The sequence below is a fragment of the Verrucosispora sp. WMMA2044 genome (assembly GCF_027497155.1).
Lineage (GTDB): Bacteria > Actinomycetota > Actinomycetes > Mycobacteriales > Micromonosporaceae > Micromonospora > Micromonospora palythoicola.
Genome location: NZ_CP114913.1, coordinates 5,470,443 through 5,490,452 on the forward strand (window position 1 = coordinate 5,470,443; position 20,010 = coordinate 5,490,452).

The following is a 20,010-nucleotide window of genomic DNA, read 5'->3' on the forward strand; positions in this document are numbered from 1 at the left end:
GCGGGCCGCTCAGTCCACCACGGTGCCGGCGGCGACCGCCGCCCGCAGTTCGCTGACGTCGATCGAGCCGGTCGGCACGTCGCGTTCGATCGGCAGGTACATCCGCTGCACCGCGGCCACCATCGCCTCGACCAGCTTGTCCCGGAACCGGGGAGCGATCAGCCGTTCCCGGTCCGTCGGCGAGGTGAGGTAGCCGACCTCGACCCGGACCGCCGGCATCCGGGTGATCCGGAGCAGGTCCCACGCCTTGGCGTGGGTACGGCAGTCCCGCAGCCCGGTGCGCGCCACGATCTCCCGCTGGACCAGCCCGGCCAGCCGTTCACCGGTCGCCGAGGTGACCCCGTTGTCGGTGCCGTAGTGGTACGTGGCGACGCCCTCGGCCATCGGGTTGGCATGGCCGTCGGTGTGCAGCGAGATGAACACGTCGGCGCCGAGCGAGTTGGCCAGTTGCGCCCGGTCGATGTCGGGCAGGCAGGTCTCCGGCGACGGTCCCCGGGTGAGTTGGACCCGTACCCCGGCCGCGGCGAGGCGGCCTTCGAGCCGGCTGGCCAGATCGTGCATCAGATCCGCCTCGGTCCAGCGCAGCGGGCCGTCCGCCACCACCACGCCCGGGTCGGTTCCGCCGTGGCCCGGGTCGATGACCACGGTCCGACCGACCAGGGTCGGGCCTGACTGCCGGATGGCGTCGGACTCGCGCAACCACTGCGGCCGGCCGCCGACCACCTTGCGGCCCAGCCGGCGCAGGGCACCCATGGTGTGCGGGCCGCAGGTGCCGTCCGGGACCAGTCCCACCTCACGCTGGAACTGGGCCACCGCCCGGGAGGTGCGGATGCCGTAGATGGCGTCGGCCCGGCCGGTGTCGTATCCCATCTCCAGCAGCCGCTCCTGGAGCGACCGGACATCCTCGCCGGTGAGCGGCACCGGTACCGCGTGGTAGAGGGTGCGGGCGCCCAGCCGCCAGCGGGCGGCGTCGAGGGCCCGCCAGGTCTCCGCACCGACCCGACCGTCGACGCTGAGTCCTCGCGACTGCTGGAACGCGCGGACCGCCCGTTCGGTCGCCGGGTCGAACTCGTCGCTGTGCGGGCCGGTCGCCTTCGACAGCAGGTCGAGACCGGTCAACACCGCGCGGATCTCGGTCACCGCGGGTCCCCGGTCACCGGGACGGATCGGACGCACGCACGACCCCCTCTGCACGGTCGGTGGCTGCCGGGCCCCGCCGACGGTTGCCGCCGTGGGCGGGGACCAGGTGCTCACCGGCGTCCGGCGGCCCCGGTTCGAGGTTATGCGCTCACCGATCCGCTGGGGTGGTGGGCGGCGAAAAACGCGTCGACCCCGTGCCGGTGGGCCCGGCACGGGGTCGACGGCGACGTCGTCGCTGGGGGTCAGAGCGCCGATTCGATCAGCTTGACCAGTTCGCCCTTGGGCTTGGCGCCGGCGATCGACTGCACCGGCTCACCGTTCTTGAACACGGTGAGGGTCGGCACCGACATCACCCGGTACGTCCGGGCGGTCTCCGGGTTCTCGTCGATGTTGAGCTTGACGATGCTGACCTGGTCGCCCATCTCGCCGGCGATCTCCTCCAGCAGTGGCGACACCTTGCGGCACGGCCCGCACCACTCGGCCCAGAAATCCACCAGAACCGGCTTGTCGGACTTGAGCACGTCCGCGGCGAAGCTCGCGTCGGTGACCGACTTCGTTGCTCCCACTGTTGACCCCTCCTCCTGCGTTGTGTCTTCAGCCCTTGGGCAGCGTGGCGATGAAGCGTTCCGCGTCCAGGGCGGCCGCGCAGCCGGTCCCGGCCGCGGTGATCGCCTGCCGGTACGTGTGGTCGACCAGGTCACCGGCGGCGAAGACACCGGGAATGCTGGTCCGGGTGCTGGGGGCCTGCACCTGCACGTACCCCTCGTCGTCCAGCTCCACCTGGCCACGGAACAGTTCGCTGCGTGGGTCGTGACCGATCGCCACGAACACGCCGGTGACGTCGAGCACCTTGGCCTCGCCGGTGTGGACGTTGCGCACCCGTACGCCGGAAACCTTGCCGTCCGCGCCGAGCACCTCCTCCACCACGGTGTTCCACTCGACCTTGATCTTGTCGTTGCTCAGTGCGCGCTCCGCCATGATCTTGCTGGCCCGGAACGTGTCCCGGCGGTGCAGGATCGTCACCGAGTCGGCGAAGCGGGTCAGGAAGCTGGCTTCCTCCATGGCCGAGTCGCCGCCACCGACGACCACGATGTGCTGGTTGCGGAAGAAGAAGCCGTCGCAGGTGGCGCAGGAGGAGACGCCGTGGCCGAGGTACTCCTGCTCACCGGGCACGCCGAGCGGGCGCCAGGCGGAACCCGTGGCGAGGATCACGGCCCGGGCGCGGTACGCGGTCTCGCCGACCCAGACGGTGCTCACCGCACCGGGGTGACCGGTGTCGGTCAGCTCGACCCGGGTGACGTCGTCGGTCAGGAACTCGGCGCCGAACCGCTCGGCCTGCTTGCGCATGTTGTCCATCAGCTCGGGGCCGAGAATGCCGTCGGCGAAGCCGGGAAAGTTCTCCACCTCGGTGGTGGTCATCAGGGCGCCGCCGGACTGCACCCCCTCGATCACCAGTGGCTTGAGGTTGGCACGCGCCGCGTAGACCGCCGCCGTGTAACCGGCCGGCCCGGAGCCGATGATGACCAGGTTGCGGACCTCGTCCACTGCCGTCTCCCAATCGTGTTGACTGTCGTCACCGGCGTACCTGCCGATGCCGATCCGAGTGCCGACGCGGCGGCAACTGATGTGCAGAACGTCATCGTACGAAGCGGGAATTCCCGAGCCGGTCACCCGGTGGGTCAGGTCACGTGGACGGTCAAAAGTCCGGCGACCGCAGGATCACCCTACCCGCGTACGGTAACGGGCGTCCGAGCCGGACCCGGGTACCCCGCACTCCGGGCCGCTGACCCACGCCCAGCTCGTGCCGGAGGCGTCGGTGAACTGGAGAACCAGCGCCGGCATCCCCTGGAAGCGGGCGTACTCGACGACGTCGAAGACCAGCGGTCCGCCGCCGTGCTCCGCACCGACCTCCGCGAGGCAGGCACTCAGCGCCGTCTGGTCGCCGAGCCGGGCCAGAGCGTCCGGACCGGCCGGGCCTAGGCGTTCCTGGTTCTCGGTGCCGACCCCCGGACCACCGTCGGTGGAGAACTGCCGGATGCTCGGCGTCAGGCGGGCCAGCGCCTCCGGCGTGTAGTCGGTGGCGCTGCGCTGCGGGGAGCCGAGGATCCGGTAGGGAGCACCGCTCGCCGCGGCGGCACGTTCGGGCGCCGACTTCGTCTCCTGCCGGCCCCCGGAGTCCTGCGGGAGCGCGTGCGGCACCGCGGGACTGACGACCCGATCGTCCAGGGCGGTGTCGGTGGCGACATCGTCCCCCCGGCCGGGCTGGAACAGTTGAAGCGCGCCCAGACCGACCACGGCGGCGGTGGCGAGAGCAACCGGCCCGGCAACCCGGGCCCAGCGGCGTCGTCGCGACCCCGGCCGCGACGACGAGGTCCGATCCTGCCCCGGACGCGGCGGCCCACCCGGCCGCCGGGGACCACCCAGCGGCTGGGTCGGTACGACGGTCACCTTCCCGCCGCCCGGCGTCAGGCCGGGGTCGGTGACGGCGGCAGTCCCGTCCCCGGTGGCCGCTGGTGCCCGCTCCGGGTGCTCGGCAGCCGCCGTCGTCGGCGCGGTCCCGGCGGTGGGTGGGTCGGCGGTGGGTGGGTCGGCAGCGGCGAGGGCAGCGCTGATCCGGCCGGTGATCTCCGGCGGAATCTCCAGCGTCGGCTCACCCCAGCAGACCAACTCGGCCTGGACGCGGTCGACGGCCGGGGCCAGGAGGGCGTGGGCGCGGGCCCACGCCGGGTCCTGCGCCACCCGCCGGGCGATCTCAGCGTGCTCGGGGGTGCCGTCCAGCGCGCCGCCGAGGTAGTCGGCGAGCAGGTCGTGGTCGACCGCGCTGAACTCCCCGGCGCTCACGCTTCCTCCTGCTGGTTGGCGGTCGGTCGGGACCGCCCCGACCCCGATCGGACGCCCGACGGTTCCTTCGGGTTCCCGCCGGTGACGTCCGGCACGTCCGGGCGGGAAGCGCCCGCCGGCCCGGCGCCCGGCCGCAGGTGGCCGAGCGTGACCGCGAGCCGGGCACGGCCCCGAGCGCAGCGACTCTTGACCGTCCCCTCGGCGACGCCCAGGATCCGCGCGACCTCGGCGACCGGGTAGCCCTGCACGTCCACCAGTACGAGGGCGGCCCGCTGCTCGACTGGCAACGCGGCCAGGGCGTCCCGGACGACCATCGCGGTGTCGTGGTCGGGTACCGGTGCGGCCGGCTCCACGCCGCCGGTGGCCGGACCATCCTCCGGGCCGTGCACCCCGTCGGGCAGCGGCACCGTCGGGTGGGCCCGCCGACGGCGGATCCGGTCGAGGCATGCGTTGACCACGATCCGGTGCAACCAGGTGGTGACCGCCGAGTCACCCCGGAACCGGCCGGCCGCGCGATGGGCGGACAGCAGCGCGTCCTGCAGGGCGTCCGCGGCCTCCTCACGGTCGCCGAGCGTACGCAGGGCGACCGCCCACAGCCGGTCCCGGTGCCGGCGGAACAGCTCGCCGAAGGCGTCCCGGTCACCGGAGACGTGGGCGCGCAGCAGATCGAGGTCGCTGACCGTGTCCTCCACGGAAGCGGCGCCCGTGTGGTCGCGTCCGGCGTCGCGTACCTCCATCACCCGACCCGGTGGCAGCCGCCGTGCTGACGTCTCATGAACCCTGGACCGTGATCTCCTGCACCCCGATCTTGAAACCGCCACCGTTCGGCGGCAGCTCGGTGATCCAGAACAGCAGGTAGCGGTACTTCTTGTCGGCGTCGAAGCCGTCAAAGGTCATCGTGGTGCCGTCGTGCTCCTCGAAGGGCTGCCCGATCTTGTTCTTCAGGTACGCCGTGAGCACCTCGTCGTCGCCCGAACTGGACGACGGGGCGTTGGTCGTGCCGGTGAGCAGTTCCGCCGAGGCACCCCGGTCGGAGAGGTTGACCTGCACCGACTTCACGGTCCGCTCGGTGCCGAGGTCGATCCAGACGCCCATGCCCCGCTTGAGGTTGCCGAACTTGCTGCGGTTGTAGGTCTCGGTGGACCAGCCCTCGTCCTGGTCGCCGTCGAAGACCTTCTCGGCGTCACGCACCTCGGTCCGGTTGCTGCTGTCCGGGTCGATGATCCGGGCATCGCTGATCTTGAGATTCCGGACCGCCGGCGCTGCCGGCTCCTCGCTCACCGGCGCGCTCGACGTCGGCGCCGCGACCGGGTTGGTCTGCGGGTCCCCGTCGTCGTCGCCGAGGGTGCTGATTCCGATCAGCAGCCCGATCAGGGCCACCGCCAGCAGCCCGGCGATGCCCAGGGCGACCTTGCGCCCGCCGGCCGCGGCCAACGGTGACGGCTCCTCGCCGGTCTCGCCGGCGAACCGCAGCGGGCCGCCGTTGTCGAGGTAGTCGTCGTCGGGCACGTCGAGCCGGGCCAACTCGGCCGTCAGCACGTCCGACGGGGGCGGGGCGATCTCGGCGTCGAGCAGATCCATGGTCAGGTCGTCCAGGTAGGCCGGCACACCGGCCCGCACCTGGCGGGGCGCCGCAACCGCCCCGTTGGCATCGCGTACCGCGTCGGGAATGGCCGCCCGTCCGTGCCCGGCCGTGGCACCGCGCAGTGGCGCCTCGGTGTGCGGCCAGTAGCCGGTCATCGCGAAGTAGAGGATGCCGCCGACGGCCCGGACGTCGCTCTCCTGGCTGTCGTCACCGTCGGTACGGGCGTCCGCGAGCACCACCCGGCCGTCATCGCTGATCATCACCGTGCCCGGGTGCACGTTGCCGTGCACCATGCCGGTGGCGTGCACGGCGGCCAGGGCGCTGGCGACGGAGTTACCGACGGCGGTCGCGCGGGCGGCGTCCAACGGCCCACCCGCGACAAGGTCCCGCAGCGACTGACCGTCGACCCATTCGCGCACCACGTAGGCCCGCTCGGCCTCGTCGATGGCGTCGTACACGCCGACGAGGTTGGGGTGTACGACCCGGCTGGCGGCGACCGCGGCCTGAAGCATCTCGGTGGCGGACTCGCCGCCGGGGTAGCGCATGACGACCGCGACGGGCCGGCGCAGCACGACGTCGACCCCACGCCAGACCAACCGGCCGGCGCTGTCGTTGTTGATGTGCTCGACCAGTTCGTAACGTTCGGCGAGGATCTCACCGGCCGTCGGAGCACCGAAGGTCATGACCGGCGGAGTGGTCTCGTCCGCGTCCTGACCCTCGCCGACCTGGGTCACCCGTCCTCCCTCGGTGATCGTGTCGATCGATGGACCCGCGCTGCTGGGCATCTGCTTCCCGCTCCGCCTTCGTCTGGTACCGGCCGGCCGGTCGCAGCAGGGTGCCGCGCGCCGGTGTCTGCCGTACCCGTCGAGTGCGACCTTACCCGGGATGGCCCGGTCCCCGACATGTCATCTTCCCGCCGTCAGGTGGCGGCGAGGTCGGCGGTCGGCGGACTCGTCCCGTTAGCCCCGTTGTCGGCCCCGTTGCTGGTACATGTACCAGCCAATCTAGAGGTTGACCACAATCGGCTCCGGCCGGGGCGGAACCGGTCGCGTCGGCGAGTTCGGTAGCGCCGGATTCCCCGTCAATCGGGCGGGCATACTCGGCCGTCCGGTTGGTTATCCACAGGCCGATCCGTCAGTTGAGCGGCGGCGCGCGGAGTTATCCACAGGTACATCCCCAGCCTGGTGATCCTTGGTCACGCTGGGTGCACGGCGGACCGGACGGTTCAGCGGCCGAGCCGGCGGCGGACCATGCCGACCACCTCGGTGATCTCGGAGATCCGCAACACGGTCGCCAGGCCGAGGTAGGTGCCCCCGATGACCGTCCCACCAACCAGCAGCTGCACCATCGACGCCAGCCAGGTCGGCGTGTCGCCGCCGGGCAGCAGGGCGACCACCAGCAGGCCGACCAGCGCGGCACCGAGCGCGGCGACGGTCACCCGGCCGAGAGTACGCAGGATCGCGCCCAGCTCGATCGGACCGACCCGGGGGCGCAGCAGCCAGGCCGAGGCGATGGCGGCGGCCAGGTAGGAGACCGTGTTGCCGATCATCATCCCGGCTGCCGTGAAGCTCTGCGAGAAGATCAGGAAGAGCGCGATCTGCACCCCTACCCGCAGCGCCACCACCGGAATGTTGATCAGTGCCGGCATCCGGGTGTCCGGCAGCGCGTAGAAGGCGAAGGTGAAGAGCTGACTGATCGCGAAAGGGACCAACCCGATCGCGGCGACCAGCAGCACGGTCGACGTGGCGGCCGCGTTGTCATCGCTGAAGGCTCCGTAGCGGAAGACCACCACCGAGATCGGGGTGGCCAAGACCGCGTAGCAGACCGCGATCGGGGCGAGCACGGCGCTGACGGTTCGCGTACCCCGGCTCAGGTCGCTTGTGAAGTCGCGGAAGCGGCCGTCGGCCGCAGCGGAACTCATCCGGGGCATCAGCGCCGTGATGATCGAGACAGCGATGATGCCGTGCGCCATCATCAGCAGCAGGAAGACGTTGTTGTAGATCAGCAGGCCGGCGTTGTCCTCGCCGGCCGCCCGGGTCAGCAGGTTGACCACCACGAAGAGGCCGAGCTGGTTGACCGCCACGTAGCAGAACATCCAGCCGCCGAGTCGAGCCAGTTCACGCAGTCCGAGTTCCCGGAAGTCGAACCGCAGCTTCCACCGGAAGCCGACCTTGCGCAGCGCCGGCAGCAGACCGGCGGCCTGCACCGCCACACCGAGCAGCGTCCCACCACCGATCAGGAGGACCTGGTTCAGTCCCACGTCGGCGGGCTGCCGGGCCTGGGCGCCGAAGACCACGATGTACGTGCCGAAGGTGGCGATGGCGACCAGGTTGTTCAGGATGGGCGCCCACATCGGCGCCGCGAAGTGGCCCCGAGTGTTCAGGATGGCCGCGATCAGCGCGCTGATGCCGGTGAAGAAGAGCATCGGCAGCATCAGGTACGACAGCCGGGTGACCAGGCCCGTGTAATCGTCGTCCTTGCCGCTGGCGTAGAGGCTGGTGAGCACCGGTGCCGCGATCAGGGCGATCGCCACGGTCGCGGCGAGCGCGACCACCGCCAGGGTCAACAGCCGCTGCGCGTACGCCTGACCCCGGTCGGAGTCCAGCTTGCTCCGGCGGACCAGCACCGGAATGAGCACGCTCGTCAGGATGCCGCCGAGCAGGAACTCGTACACCTGCTGCGGCAGGAACATGGCGGTGGTGAAGACGTTGCCGATCAGGTTGCCGAGGGCCGCGCCGATCATGAGGTTGCGGAGGAAGCCCGTACCCCGGCTGACCAGGCTGCCGATCGCCATGATCGCGCTGTTCGCGGCGACGCTGCTCTCCGCCACCTGCTCCTGCGGCGGTGCGACCGCCTCGGCCGCCGGCTGGTTGAGCGGTTCGGCGGAGATGAACGTGGCTCCGTCACCGGGCCGGCCGCCGGGCGCGCCGCCCTGCTGGGCGTTCGCGCTGCGGTAGAGCCCGCCGCTCATCTGTGCCTCCAAGGGGTACGCCGGAGCCGGCACCGGCCCGCACGCCACAGACCTTAGTCAACCGTCGACCGTTACCCGCGCCCGGCGGAGGAGATGCCGGCCAGGACCGATAGGCTGCGGATCCGATGTCCGAAGCCGCCGCATCCCACGCCACCGACCGCCGCGATCTCACCGCCGCGCAGCGCAACGCCGTCGCCGAACTGCTCCGGGTCTCCCCGGTGGCCGACGAGTTGGGCCGCCGATTCGCCGCCGCCGGTCACGAACTGCACCTCGTGGGTGGTTCGGTACGCGACGCCCTGCTCGGCCGGCTCGGTGAGGATCTCGACTTCTGCACCGACGCGCACCCCGACCAGACGCTCGACATCGTGCGGGGCTGGGCCGAGGCGATCTGGGAGACCGGCCGCGAGTTCGGCACCATCGGCTGCCAGCGTGGTGGCCTGCGACTGGAGATCACCACCTTCCGCGCCGAGTCGTACGACCAGGTCAGCCGCAACCCGGTGGTCGCCTACGGCACGAGCCTGGCGGAAGACCTGCGCCGGCGGGACTTCACCGTCAACGCGATGGCGGTGAGCGTCCCGGAGCACCGGTTCACCGACCCGTACGGCGGGCTGGCCGACCTGGCCGCGAAGATCGTGCGTACCCCGGGTACGCCCGCCGAGTCGTTCGGCGACGACCCGCTGCGGATGCTGCGGGCCGCCCGTTTCGCCGCGCAGCTGCGCTTCGCGGTGCACCCGGACGTGCGGGCGGCGATGACCAGGATGGCGACCGACCTGGACCGGATCACCGCCGAGCGGATCCGCGACGAGTTCACCAAGCTGCTCTGTGGCGCAGACCCGATCGCCGGCCTGCGGCTGCTCGTCGACACCGGGCTGGCCGAGCGCTTCCTGCCCGAGTTGACCGGGCTCAAGCTGGAGATCGACGAGCACGCCCAACACAAGGACGTCTACGAGCACACCCTCACGGTGGTCAGCAACGCCGTCTCGTACGAGGAGGACGGACCGGACTTCGTGCTCCGGATGGCCGCGCTGATGCACGACGTGGGCAAGCCGGCGACCAAGGCGATCGGCCCGGACGGGCGGGTCAGCTTCCACCACCACGAGGTGGTCGGCGCCCGGTTGACGAAGGTGCGGATGAAGGCGTTGCGCTACCCCAAGGACGTCACCGCGAAGGTGACCACGCTGGTCGGGCTGCACCTGCGCTTCTACGGGTACGGCCGGGGCGAATGGACGGATTCGGCGGTGCGCCGGTACGTCACCGACGCCGGTGACCTGCTGCCCCGGCTGCACAAGCTGACCCGCTCGGACTGCACGACCCGCAACCGGCGGAAGGCGGCCCAGCTGGCGGCGGACTACGACGCGCTGGAGGAGCGGATCGCCCGGATCGCCGCCGAGGAGGATCTCGCCCGGGTCCGGCCCGACCTCGACGGAAACGCGATCATGGAGCTGCTCGGAGTGCCGCCCGGGCCGGTGGTGGGACGGGCCTGGAAGCACCTGAAGGACCTGCGGCTGGAGCGGGGACCGCTGGATCGTGACACGGCCGAGGCGGAGCTGCTGCGCTGGGCCCGCGACGAGGGCATCGTCGGCTGACCGCAGCCTGATCGGCGACGCTCGTCCACTTCGGATGCGCAAGGCCTGACGGTCGATACGACGAGACGCTTACGTTTCGACCGAAAGGTTGACGCGGCTCTCTCCGTACTCATTCATGATGTTGGCACGTCCGCTGTCCGCTGCTCGGCAGCCGGAGCCGGACGATCCAATGTTTGTCCGACCGTCCATGGGACACGGTCGACGACCGACGGGGGTAACACCTAGTGAAACGCCGTGGCGTACTGCGCCGCTCGGCGGCGGCGGGGCTCGCCCTCGCCACCGCCTCGTCCATCATCGGCGTCGTCTCCGGCGGTGCCGCGACCGCGGCCCCGGCCGACAACCAACCTCGTCGCGAGCTGATCGGCAAGACGGGAGCCGGCATCGTGCCGGGCCGTTACATCGTCGTGCTCAAGGACCGGGAGGCCACGCACAGCTCGGTCCGGGCGACCGCGTCGGCGTTGAGCCGCGCCAACGGTGGCAGCGTCCGGCTGGTCTTCGGCAACGCCCTCAAGGGCTACTCGGCCGCGCTCAACCAGCAGCAGGCGGAGCGGCTGGCCGCCGACCCCGCCGTCGCCTACGTCGAGCCGGTCCGGCGCCTGTCGGCCAACTCGACGCAGAGCAACCCGCCGTCCTGGGGCCTCGACCGTCTGGACCAGGCCTCCGCGAAGCTGACCAAGACATACAAGTACCCGAACACCGGCAGCAAGGTCACCGCCTACATCCTGGACACCGGCATCAACGTCAAGCACCAGGACTTCGGTGGACGAGCCAGCATGGGCTACGACGCCATCGACCCGGAGGCGGACCCGGCCGGTGCGAACGGGGACTGCAACGGCCACGGCACGCACGTCGCCGGCACCGTCGGGGGCGCGACGTACGGGGTGGCCAAGGGCGTCAAGCTGGTCGGCGTACGGGTGCTCGACTGCGACGGTTACGGCACCACCGAACAGGTCCTCGCCGGCATCAACTGGGTGACCACGAACGCCAGCAAGCCGGCCGTGGCCAACGTGAGCCTGGGTGACGTCACGGCCATCCCGTCGATCGACGAGGCGGTGAAGCGGTCCATCGACTCCGGTGTCACCTACGCCATCGCCGCCGGCAACGCCTGGATGGACGCCTGCAAGGCGTCACCGGCGCGGGTACCGGACGCGATCACCGTGGGCGCGACCGACCGGGTCGACATGCGCGCCTGGTTCTCGAACTACGGCAAGTGCGTCGACGTGTTCGCCCCCGGCGTCAGCATCGTCTCGGCACGGCACGACAGCAACACCGGCGGTGTCGGGTTCAGCGGCACCTCGATGGCGGCTCCGCACGTGGCGGGCGCGGCGGCTCTGCTGCTGCACACCAATCCCACCTGGACGCCGAAGCAGGTACGCGACCGGATCGTCACCACCGGCATCGCCGGGGTGGTCTACGACACCAAGGGTTCGATGGACCGGCTGCTGACCGTGGGTTCGGTGACCCCGGTCCGCAACGGGTACGGCTTGAAGGCCGTCGCGAACGGCCGGTACGTCACCGCCGCCAGCACCACGAAGGCGCTCGTCAACAACGGCACGAGCATGGGTACCGCGCAGCGGTTCGACATCGTCAACGCCGGCGACGGCCTGGTCGCGCTGCGCTCGAAGCAGACCGGCCGCTACGTGGTGGCACCGAGCAAGGGCACCCTGCCGCTGATCGCCAGCCACAAGACGATCGTCACTCCGGCCAAGTTCACAGTCGTGAACCACACCGACGGCAAGGTCAGCCTCAAGGCCAAGACCAACGGGAAGTACGTGACGGCGTCGACGACCGGCACCGCGGTGCTCCGGGCGAACCGGACCAGCATCGGCACCAACGAGAAGTTCACCCTCGAGGCACCGGCGCCGGTGATCAGCATCAGGTCCAAGGCCAACAACAAGTACGTGGTGGCTGCCAGCAGCACCAAACCGCTGGTCGCCAGCAGTACGAGCGTCACCACCTCGGCGAAGTTCCAGATCGTCAAGCAGGGCGACGGTTTCTTCGGCCTCAAGGCGCTGTCCAACGGCCGGTACGTCACCGCGGCGAGCAGCGGCACCAAGCCGCTGATCGCCAGCAGCACGACGCTCGGACTCTGGCAGACCTTCGACTTCGTGGACTACAACGGCGACGGAACTGTCTTCTTCCGGGCCAGCGACGGCCAGGCGGTCTCCGCCGGGACGTCCGGTACGAGCAACCTCATCTCGAACAAGACGATCAGGTGGACGGCCTTCGAACTGGGGCTGGGCAAGGGTGAGAAGTTCACCGTCTCCGCCGCCTGACCAGTATCTGACCTCTCCCGGCGCCCGCCGGAGCAACCCGGATTCCGGGACGCTCCGGCGGGCGCCGGCCTTTGCGGCCCGTGTGCAGCAGTGGACAATGGCGAGATGCGTTGGACGGTGCTCGACTCGCCGATCGGGGAGTTCTCCGTGGCCACCGAGGGAGACAGTGTCTGCGGGGCGCACTTCGGCCCGGTGCGCAACGGGACGACCGAGCCGGCCGACGAGACCTCCCGGCGGGCGGTGGCGGAACTGCGCGCGTATTTCGCCGGGGAGCTGACCGACTTCGGGGTGCCGGTGAGCGTGCCGCGCGGCTCCGATTTCGAGCGGGCGGTGTGGCGGGAGATGACCCTCATCCCGTACGGCGAAACCCTCACCTACGGCGAGGTGGCCCGGCGGGTCGGTGATCCCGGAGCCGCCCGAGCGGTCGGAGTGGCCTGCAACCGCAACCCGATCCCGGTGATCGTGCCGTGTCACCGCATCATCGGCGCGGGCGGAAAGCTGGTCGGCTTCGGTGGTGGCCTGGACCGCAAGGTCAAACTCCTGGAGCTGGAGGCCCGGGTGGCCCTGCAGCGCGCCTGGTCCTGATCAGCTCGGCGCGGGCAGGCAACCGCCGTCGGCGATCCGAGTGCCGATCTCCACCGTGACGTCGTGCTGGCGGACGCTGCCGAAGACACACGCCCGGCCGGTCCACCCCGCGAAGATCAGCCCGTCGCCGGGGCCGAGGTCGAGGCGTCCGGGTGGGCGCACGGTGACGTCGGTGAGGCCGGTGGCGGTCACCACCCGCTCCACGGCCTCCTCGTCGGGTGCGTCCCGGCCGCCGGCGGTCAGCAGATTCAGGCCCTTGAGCACCTCGGCGGCACAGGCCCTGGCACCGGCAGCCGTCGCGGGTTCGAGCGTGCCGCGCTGCCGGAAGGCGTCGTTGGCGGCCTGCTGACGGCGGAGCATCTCCTCGCGTGCCCGCTCGTCGGCCATCGGATGTCCGGTGCCCAGCGGTGTCGGTGCCGTCGACGCGCCGAACGGGATCGCGGTTTTCGTCGCAACCTGCGGCGGTGTGGCCGCTGCGGCGGTACAGCTTGCCTCGGCCACCGACGGCAGGGGGTCGGGCGGCACGACGTCGCTGCCCGAATCGACCGCCGGACGACTGCCCGGGACGGCGCAGGCGTACAGGCTGGTGGTCAGCAACACGCCCGCGAGCGCGGCGGCGATCCGGCGTCCCGACCTGGCGGCGTGCGTGGCGTCGGTGAACGGCACGGCGCTCAGCCTAGCGTTCCACCCTCGACCGCGCGGTCCGTGCGCGTGGCGTGGCAGCTCGTACGCCCGGCGACGGCGAGGGCCGGGCCCGCACGGACCCGGCCCTCGCCGGTGCTGCTGGTGGTCGGCGCGTCAGCGCTCGACCTCGCCGGCGATGAACGCCTCGACGGCGGCGTGCGCGTCGTGGTCGGCGTACTGCACGGGCGGGGACTTCATGAAGTACGACGAGGCCGACAGGATCGGGCCGCCGATCTTCCGGTCCAGCGCGATCTTCGCGGCCCGGACGGCGTCGATGATGACACCGGCCGAGTTCGGCGAGTCCCACACCTCGAGCTTCAGCTCGGCGTTGAGCGGCGTGTCACCGAACGAGCGGCCCTCCAGGCGGATGTACGCCCACTTGCGGTCGTCCAGCCACGGCACGTGGTCGGACGGGCCGATGTGCACGTCGCTCTTGGCCATCTCGTGCGGCACCTGGGAGGTCACCGACTGGGTCTTCGAGATCTTCTTCGAGACCAGGCGGTTGCGCTCCAGCATGTTCATGAAGTCCATGTTGCCGCCGAAGTTGAGCTGGTACGTGCGCAGCAGCTCGACACCCCGGTCCTCGAACAGCTTCGCCAGGGCGCGGTGCACGATGGTGGCGCCGACCTGGCTCTTGATGTCGTCGCCGACGATCGGCAGGCCCGCGTCGGTGAACTTCTGCGCCCACTCGGGGTCGGAGGCGATGAAGACCGGCAGGGCGTTGACGAACGCGCAGCCGGCGTCGATCGCGGCCTGGGCGTAGAACTTGTCGGCCTGCTCCGAGCCGACCGGCAGGTACGAGACGACCACGTCGACCTGCGCGTCACGCAGCGCCTTGGCCACGTCGACCGGCGTGGCGTCCGACTCCTCGACGATCTCGCGGTAGTACTGGCCGAGGCCGTCGAAGGTCGGGCCGCGCTGCACGGTGACGCCGGTCGGCGGCACGTCGCACAGCTTGATGGTGTTGTTCTCGCTGGCGACGATCGCCTCCGCGAGGTCCATGCCCACCTTCTTGGCGTCGACATCGAACGCCGCGACGAACTGCACGTCAGAGACGTGGTAGTCGCCGAAGGTGACGTGCATGAGACCCGGGACGCGGTCGTTGGGGTCGGCATTCCGGTAGTACTCGACGCCCTGTACCAGGGACGAGGCGCAGTTACCCACACCGACGATGGCGACGCGGACGGAGCCCATCGCGTGTGCCTCCTTCTTCTTTGTCACGGCCGCTCTGTCCTGGTCTCACCAGGCGGAGGCGGGCTGTTGTCTTGTCGTGGGCCGCCGGCCGTCCCGTCGTGCGGGACCGTCGGGGCACGGCCGGAGCGCTCGTTGGCGATGAGCTCCTCCAGCCAGCGGACCTCACGCTCACAGGCCTCCAGGCCGTGGCGCTGCAGCTCCAGGGTGTACGCGTCGAGGCGCTCGGCCGCGCGGCCCAGCATGTCGCGAAGGCCCTCGCGACGTTCCTCGATCGTGCGGCGGCGACCTTCCAGGATTCGAAGTCGGGTCGCCTGGTCGGTTCGGGAAAAGAACGCGAAGTGCACACCGAAGCCGGTGTCGCCGTAGGTTTCCGGCCCGGTCTGTGCGATGAGCTGGGCGAAGCGTTCCTTGCCTTCCGCGGTGATTTCGTAGACCACCCGACCTCGTCGGCTGGTCAGCGCGGGAACCTCCTCGGCGGTGGCGGGTGTCTCGTCGGCCTCGGTGATCCATCCCGCCGCCTGCAGCCGGCGCAGGGTCGGATAGAGCGAGCCGTAACTGATGGCGGCGCGGATCGCCCCGAGCTTGGCGGTGAGCTCCTTGCGCAGCTCGTAGCCGTGCATCGGGGCCTCCTGCAACAGGCCGAGGATGGCGAGTTCGAGCACCGGCCACCCTCCCTTTACCCTGTGCGTGAAGCGCTAACCGCCACGATGTATCGGAGCGATACATCGCACCGTAGCGTCTCGTTCCAGTCTGGGCAAACCCCCGTTCCGATGTCCTCCGGTCACGGATCGTCACGGTGGTCGCCTCGTCAGATGAGACCGCGTACCCTTTGCCGCATGCGTACGCAGCGCCAGGTCGTCGACTACTCGCTCCGAAAGCGAGCGGCGCTGCGTGAGCTCCTCGCCGGCCGCGTCGGCACCTATGACCTGTGCGACGCGTCGCCCTACCTGAAGAACGCGGCTCGGTTCCACGGCGAGTCCACCGACGAGCGGTGTCCGATCTGCCGCAGCGAGAACCTGACCCTGGTCCACTACATTTACGGGGACGAACTCAAGCAATCGGCCGGCCAAGCCCGTAATGTGGCTGAGCTGACCGTGCTGGCGATGACGCTGCGTGAGTTCCAGGTCTTCGTGGTGGAGGTGTGCCTCGGCTGTGACTGGAACCATCTCGTCGAGCAGTACCTGCTCGGGCGGGACGGTCTGACCGGCGTCGCCGACGGCGACCCGGAGCACGGTGAGGCGAGCGGCATGACCGCGGACGGAACGGGTGTCCGGCGAAGGCGAGAGGCGCAACGGTGATTCGAGCTCGATCGGTCAGCCCCGGTCGCGTGCGACGCGGCTGGGGCGACCGACGGCTTGTAGGTCTGAATGGTCCGATTGATGCGGATCTGACGCCGGAACGACGGCACCCCCGTGCCGTGCTCGCAGGTGTCAAAACTCACGGCAAACCGGTGGCGGTGCGACCGCGCCCCACCGCGACGGCAGGGTGTGAGGAATGAACTCGTACGGCGATCCCAGCTCCTCGCGCGGCCGGGCCTGGACTCCAGGCCAGGACGACCCGGGGCAGGCGGACGACGCGTACCGCCGCCCGGGTGGTGAACCGCGCGGAGTCAACTGGTCGACCGGGCCGGAGACCTCCGGCCCGTCGGCCCGTGCCTCGGTCGGCGGCCGTGCCTCGGTCGGTGGCTCGGCGAGCGTTCCGCCGCGGGGCGGTTCCGCCGGCGCGGCACCGGTCGGCCGGGCCGGTCCTGGCCGCGCCTCCGTGCCGGGCTCGCCAGCCGTCCCCGGCCGTGCCTCGGTGCCGGTGTCGCCGGCTGGCCCCGGCCGTGCCTCGGTGCCGGTCTCGCCCGCACCGGGCCGCGCCGGCCGTGCCTCGGTGCCGGTGTCCCCGGCCGGTCCTGGTCGTGCCTCGGTCGGCGCCGCCGCTGTCGGTGCGGCATCAGCCGGTCGGGCGAGCGTCGGGTCGGCCTCCGTGAATGGCGTCGGTGGTCGGGCCGCGGTGGCCCGGGCAAGCGTCGGCGGCCCTGGCGGACCGGGTGGCCCCGGTGGACCGGGCGGACCGACGGGGCCCGGTCGCGGCGGGCGTGACCCGGGTGCGGTGGCTCGGGCCCGCAAGCGCAAGCGGATGAACATGCTGATCGCCGGCTTCGCGGTGTTCATCATGCTGGCCGGCATCGGCGTGGTCGGGTTCACCTACTACTCGACCAACGTGGTGCTGCCCAAGGAGATCCCGCTGCCGCTGTCCACCACCGTCTACGCCAAGGACGGCAAGACGGTGGTCGCCAAGCTCGGCAACGAGAACCGCACCTTCGTGACCATCGACAGCATCCCGCAGCATGTGCGCGACGCCGTGGCCGCCGCCGAGGACCGCAACTTCTACCGGCACTCGGGCGTCGACTACAAGGGCATCGCCCGGGCCGCTTGGAACAACCTCTCCGGCGGCGACAAGCAGGGCGCGTCGACCATCACCCAGCAGTACGCCCGCAACGCCTACGAGAACCTCCAGGACGACAGCTACGCGCGGAAGGTGAAGGAGGCGATCCTCGCCTCCAAGCTGAACGACAACTACACCAAAGACGAGATCATGGAGAACTACCTCAACGTGATCTACTTCGGTCGTGGTGCGTACGGCATCGAGGCGGCGGCCCAGACGTACTTCAACACCAGCGCCAAGAAGCTGACCGTGGCCCAGGGCGCGGTGCTCGCCGCGCTGATCAAGCAGCCCGTCGCCAGCGCCACCCACAAGGGTTTCGACCCGGCGACCAACGAGGTCGACGCGAAGTCCCGGTGGGAGTACGTCCTCAACGGGATGGTCGAGGAGGGCTGGCTGAACGCCCCGGGCAAGAAGGAGCGACCGACCGAGTACCCGAAGGTCCAGAAGCCGAAGGAGAGCAACGGCTTCGGTGTCGCCTCCCCCCGCGGCAACGTGATCAACTACGTGCGGCAGGAGATGGAGGAGTGGGGCCTGTGCACCAACTACGGTGCCGAGGGCAAGCCCAGCTGCGTCGACGAGCTGCGTGAGGGCGGCTACCGGATCACGACCACCATCGACCCGAAGATCCAGAAGGCGCTGGAGTCGATCGCCCAGGTCGGTCGCAAGGGCACGTTCCTGGCGAACCAGCCGGACAACCTGATGCCGGCGGTGGTGTCGGTCGAGGTGAAGACCGGCCGCGTGCTGGCCTACTACGGCGGTAACAGTGGCGCCAACTTCGACTACGCGGGTCTCAACACCGACCAGAACGGCAAGCTCGTCGGTGGTCATCCGCCGGGATCGTCGTTCAAGGTCTACACACTCGCTGCGGCCATCGACGCCGGCATCTCGGTCAAGTCCCGCTGGGACGCCACCCCGTTCAAGCCGGAGGGCTTCGAGAAGCCGATCGTGAACGCCAACCGGGACGTGCGGCAGAGCTGCAACAAGTCCTGCACCCTGCAGCAGACGACCGTGCTGTCGTACAACGTGCCGTTCTTCCACATCGCGGAGCAGATTGGCACGGACAAGGTCATCGACATGGCCCGTCGGGCCGGCATCCGCACCATGTGGGACGACAAGCAGCGGGCGCACGACCTCATCAAGAACAAGCCGAGCGAGCTCGCGCCGAAGTACTTCGACCGGGTGGCTGCCTACGGCCAGTACCCGATCACCGTGCTTGACCACGCCAACGGCCTGGCGACCCTCGCCAACAGTGGCAAGTACAACAAGGCGCACTTCGTCCGGATGGTGGAGAAGCAGAACAAGGCAACCGGCAAGTGGGACAAGGTGCGCGGCACGGGCGAGAAGCTCGCGCCCAAGCAGGTGATCAAGCCGGAGGTGGCCGACGAGGTGACCGCGGTGCTCAAGGAGATCCCGGGCAAGAACAACGCCAGCCTGGGTAACCGGCAGGTCGCCGGCAAGACCGGCACCTGGGAGCTCAACAACACCGACAAGAACCAGGACGCCTGGATGGTCGGCTACGACAAGAACGTCGCCACCGCGGTCTGGATCGGTAGCCACGACACGAAGAAGCGGGCCATCGTCGACCGGGGCGGTAGCAACATCGGTGGTGGCACCCTGCCGGCGCAGTTGTGGAAGCAGTTCATGGAAGAGGCGCTGAAGGGTTACGACCCGTCCGACCTGCCGGACGTGACCGGACTTGGCGACGAGGACGCCGGCAACGGTGAGGAACCGCCGCCGCCTCCTCCTCCGCCGGGTGGCGGTAACCAGCAAGACTGCAACCCCATCGACCTTCTCTGCCAACTCGGTGGCGGCAACAACGGTGGGAACAACGGCGGCAACAACGGTGGAAACAATCCGATCACCCCACCCGATCGTGATGATCAGGGGCCGGGTGGCCCGGGCGGTGGAGGCGGCGGCCTGCTACCACCCAGAACGACGAGTCGGGAGTAGCTCCCGCTGACGCCGCGGGCGGTTGGAGAATTACTCCGGCCGCCCGCGGCGCTGTAGGGAGGGGACGATGATGCCCCGGTACGCTGTCCTCCTGCGCGGCGTCGCTCTGGCGACCCGTCTGGTCAGTACTTGCTCGTCCACCAGGTGGTGGGACCGGCGCTGGCTTCCGCCCGAGCGAGCAGGTTGGCGTCGTTCACCATATTGGTGTAGTAGGCGCCGGCGAAGCCGCTGTACGAGGTGCGGACCCGCCCGTCGAGGTAGTAGCTGCGTACCGTCGGGTAGTAGAAGTCGTTACCCACCCGCGCCCATGCGGTCCGGCACCGGGGGCTGTAGCGCAACTCCAGGCTGATCCCGTCGTTGTTCGACGCGACCGTGCGCGCGTCGTCCGAGCAGTAGTGGTAACAGGTCGAACACCCACTGTGGTAGATCCTGAACGTCGCGGGGTTCTTGCCGTCGCAGGTCGCACCGCAGCCGGTAGCCAACAGCTCGACTTCCGGGATCATCGTGGCCTTCGCCGGGTCGAGATCCTCGGCCTTGAGGGTGGTGGTCTCCCCGGCCGTGGTTTCCGCCCCGGCAGGGGCTGTCGGCGCGGCGGCGGCCGCCTGCGGAGCGGCCAGGCTGGCGGTGAAGCAGAGTGCCAGCACGGCGGCCAGCCGGGCGCTTCTTCTTCTGAACAAGGCAGTCCCTCCAACTCAGATGGGTTGCCGTCGATGATTCCGGTGCCGCCCACTGAGGCGTCATCGTCGGATCACCATCGCCGCACCC

At 70.1% G+C, this 20,010-nt stretch carries 16 protein-coding genes; 5 read left to right on the forward strand and 11 right to left on the reverse strand.

Translation table 11 applies throughout. The annotated features are described in order from the left end of the window. Positions 1 to 9 precede the first annotated feature (9 nt). The 7 genes from O3597_RS24930 to murJ all read right to left on the reverse strand — a co-directional run bounded on the left by O3597_RS24930 (position 10) and on the right by murJ (position 8,537). Positions 10 to 1,176 carry an N-acetylmuramoyl-L-alanine amidase gene (locus O3597_RS24930; protein WP_281602543.1) on the reverse strand — a complete coding sequence of 389 codons (1,167 nt, stop codon included), beginning with the start codon at positions 1,174 to 1,176 and terminating at the stop codon, positions 10 to 12. Positions 1,177 to 1,382: 206 nt separating this feature from the next. After that, on the reverse strand, positions 1,383 to 1,706 hold the full coding sequence (trxA, locus tag O3597_RS24935) for a thioredoxin (RefSeq protein ID WP_164448776.1): 324 nt from the start codon (positions 1,704 to 1,706) through the stop codon (positions 1,383 to 1,385). Positions 1,707 to 1,734: 28 nt separating this feature from the next. After that, complete coding sequence (gene trxB / locus O3597_RS24940) at positions 1,735 to 2,685, reverse strand: thioredoxin-disulfide reductase (RefSeq protein ID WP_164448777.1); 951 nt, start codon at positions 2,683 to 2,685, stop codon at positions 1,735 to 1,737. A 174-nt stretch (positions 2,686 to 2,859) separates the two neighbouring features. Beyond that, complete coding sequence (locus O3597_RS24945; RefSeq protein ID WP_281602544.1) at positions 2,860 to 3,981, reverse strand: hypothetical protein; 1,122 nt, start codon at positions 3,979 to 3,981, stop codon at positions 2,860 to 2,862. Further along, positions 3,978 to 4,718, reverse strand: a complete 741-nt coding sequence (sigM, locus tag O3597_RS24950) for an RNA polymerase sigma factor SigM (protein WP_164448778.1) — start codon at positions 4,716 to 4,718, stop codon at positions 3,978 to 3,980. The genes O3597_RS24945 and sigM overlap by 4 nt, the downstream gene beginning before the upstream one ends. 34 nt (positions 4,719 to 4,752) lie before the next feature. Next, on the reverse strand, positions 4,753 to 6,351 hold the full coding sequence (locus O3597_RS24955; RefSeq protein WP_281602545.1) for a protein kinase family protein: 1,599 nt from the start codon (positions 6,349 to 6,351) through the stop codon (positions 4,753 to 4,755). A 440-nt stretch (positions 6,352 to 6,791) separates the two neighbouring features. Next, entirely contained in the window at positions 6,792 to 8,537 is a 1,746-nt protein-coding gene (gene murJ, locus O3597_RS24960) for a murein biosynthesis integral membrane protein MurJ (protein ID WP_281602546.1), read from the reverse strand. A gap of 125 nt (positions 8,538 to 8,662) precedes the next feature. Between murJ and O3597_RS24965 the strand changes: the two genes are divergently transcribed. The 3 genes from O3597_RS24965 to O3597_RS24975 all read left to right on the forward strand — a co-directional run bounded on the left by O3597_RS24965 (position 8,663) and on the right by O3597_RS24975 (position 12,984). Next, entirely contained in the window at positions 8,663 to 10,123 is a 1,461-nt protein-coding gene (locus tag O3597_RS24965) for a CCA tRNA nucleotidyltransferase (RefSeq protein WP_164448781.1), read from the forward strand. A 224-nt stretch (positions 10,124 to 10,347) separates the two neighbouring features. Next, the gene (locus O3597_RS24970) at positions 10,348 to 12,399 is read left to right on the forward strand and encodes a S8 family serine peptidase (RefSeq protein ID WP_281602547.1); all 2,052 of its coding nucleotides are present in this window, start codon (positions 10,348 to 10,350) and stop codon (positions 12,397 to 12,399) included. Positions 12,400 to 12,504: 105 nt separating this feature from the next. After that, complete coding sequence (locus tag O3597_RS24975; RefSeq protein WP_164448783.1) at positions 12,505 to 12,984, forward strand: methylated-DNA--[protein]-cysteine S-methyltransferase; 480 nt, start codon at positions 12,505 to 12,507, stop codon at positions 12,982 to 12,984. Here the strand turns inward: O3597_RS24975 and O3597_RS24980 are convergent, their stop codons facing one another. From O3597_RS24980 to O3597_RS24990, 3 genes are all read right to left on the reverse strand, one after another. Then, positions 12,985 to 13,650, reverse strand: coding sequence for a hypothetical protein (locus tag O3597_RS24980; protein ID WP_164448784.1), 666 nt, complete (start codon positions 13,648 to 13,650; stop codon positions 12,985 to 12,987). It lies immediately after the preceding gene. Between the two features lie 132 nt (positions 13,651 to 13,782). Then, positions 13,783 to 14,862: an inositol-3-phosphate synthase gene (locus O3597_RS24985; protein ID WP_093409473.1), complete on the reverse strand. Its 1,080-nt coding sequence runs from the start codon at positions 14,860 to 14,862 to the stop codon at positions 13,783 to 13,785. Between the two features lie 23 nt (positions 14,863 to 14,885). Continuing rightward, positions 14,886 to 15,524: a PadR family transcriptional regulator gene (locus O3597_RS24990; protein ID WP_093409356.1), complete on the reverse strand. Its 639-nt coding sequence runs from the start codon at positions 15,522 to 15,524 to the stop codon at positions 14,886 to 14,888. Between the two features lie 174 nt (positions 15,525 to 15,698). Here O3597_RS24990 and O3597_RS24995 point away from each other — a divergent pair, with 174 nt between their 5' ends. After that, on the forward strand, positions 15,699 to 16,160 hold the full coding sequence (locus O3597_RS24995) for a DUF5318 domain-containing protein (protein ID WP_164448785.1): 462 nt from the start codon (positions 15,699 to 15,701) through the stop codon (positions 16,158 to 16,160). Positions 16,161 to 16,356: 196 nt separating this feature from the next. Next, entirely contained in the window at positions 16,357 to 19,245 is a 2,889-nt protein-coding gene (locus O3597_RS25000) for a transglycosylase domain-containing protein (protein ID WP_281602548.1), read from the forward strand. A gap of 122 nt (positions 19,246 to 19,367) precedes the next feature. Here O3597_RS25000 and O3597_RS25005 read toward each other — a convergent pair whose 3' ends face one another. Then, complete coding sequence (locus O3597_RS25005; RefSeq protein ID WP_281602549.1) at positions 19,368 to 19,922, reverse strand: DUF2690 domain-containing protein; 555 nt, start codon at positions 19,920 to 19,922, stop codon at positions 19,368 to 19,370. Between the last annotated feature and the right edge of the window lie 88 nt (positions 19,923 to 20,010).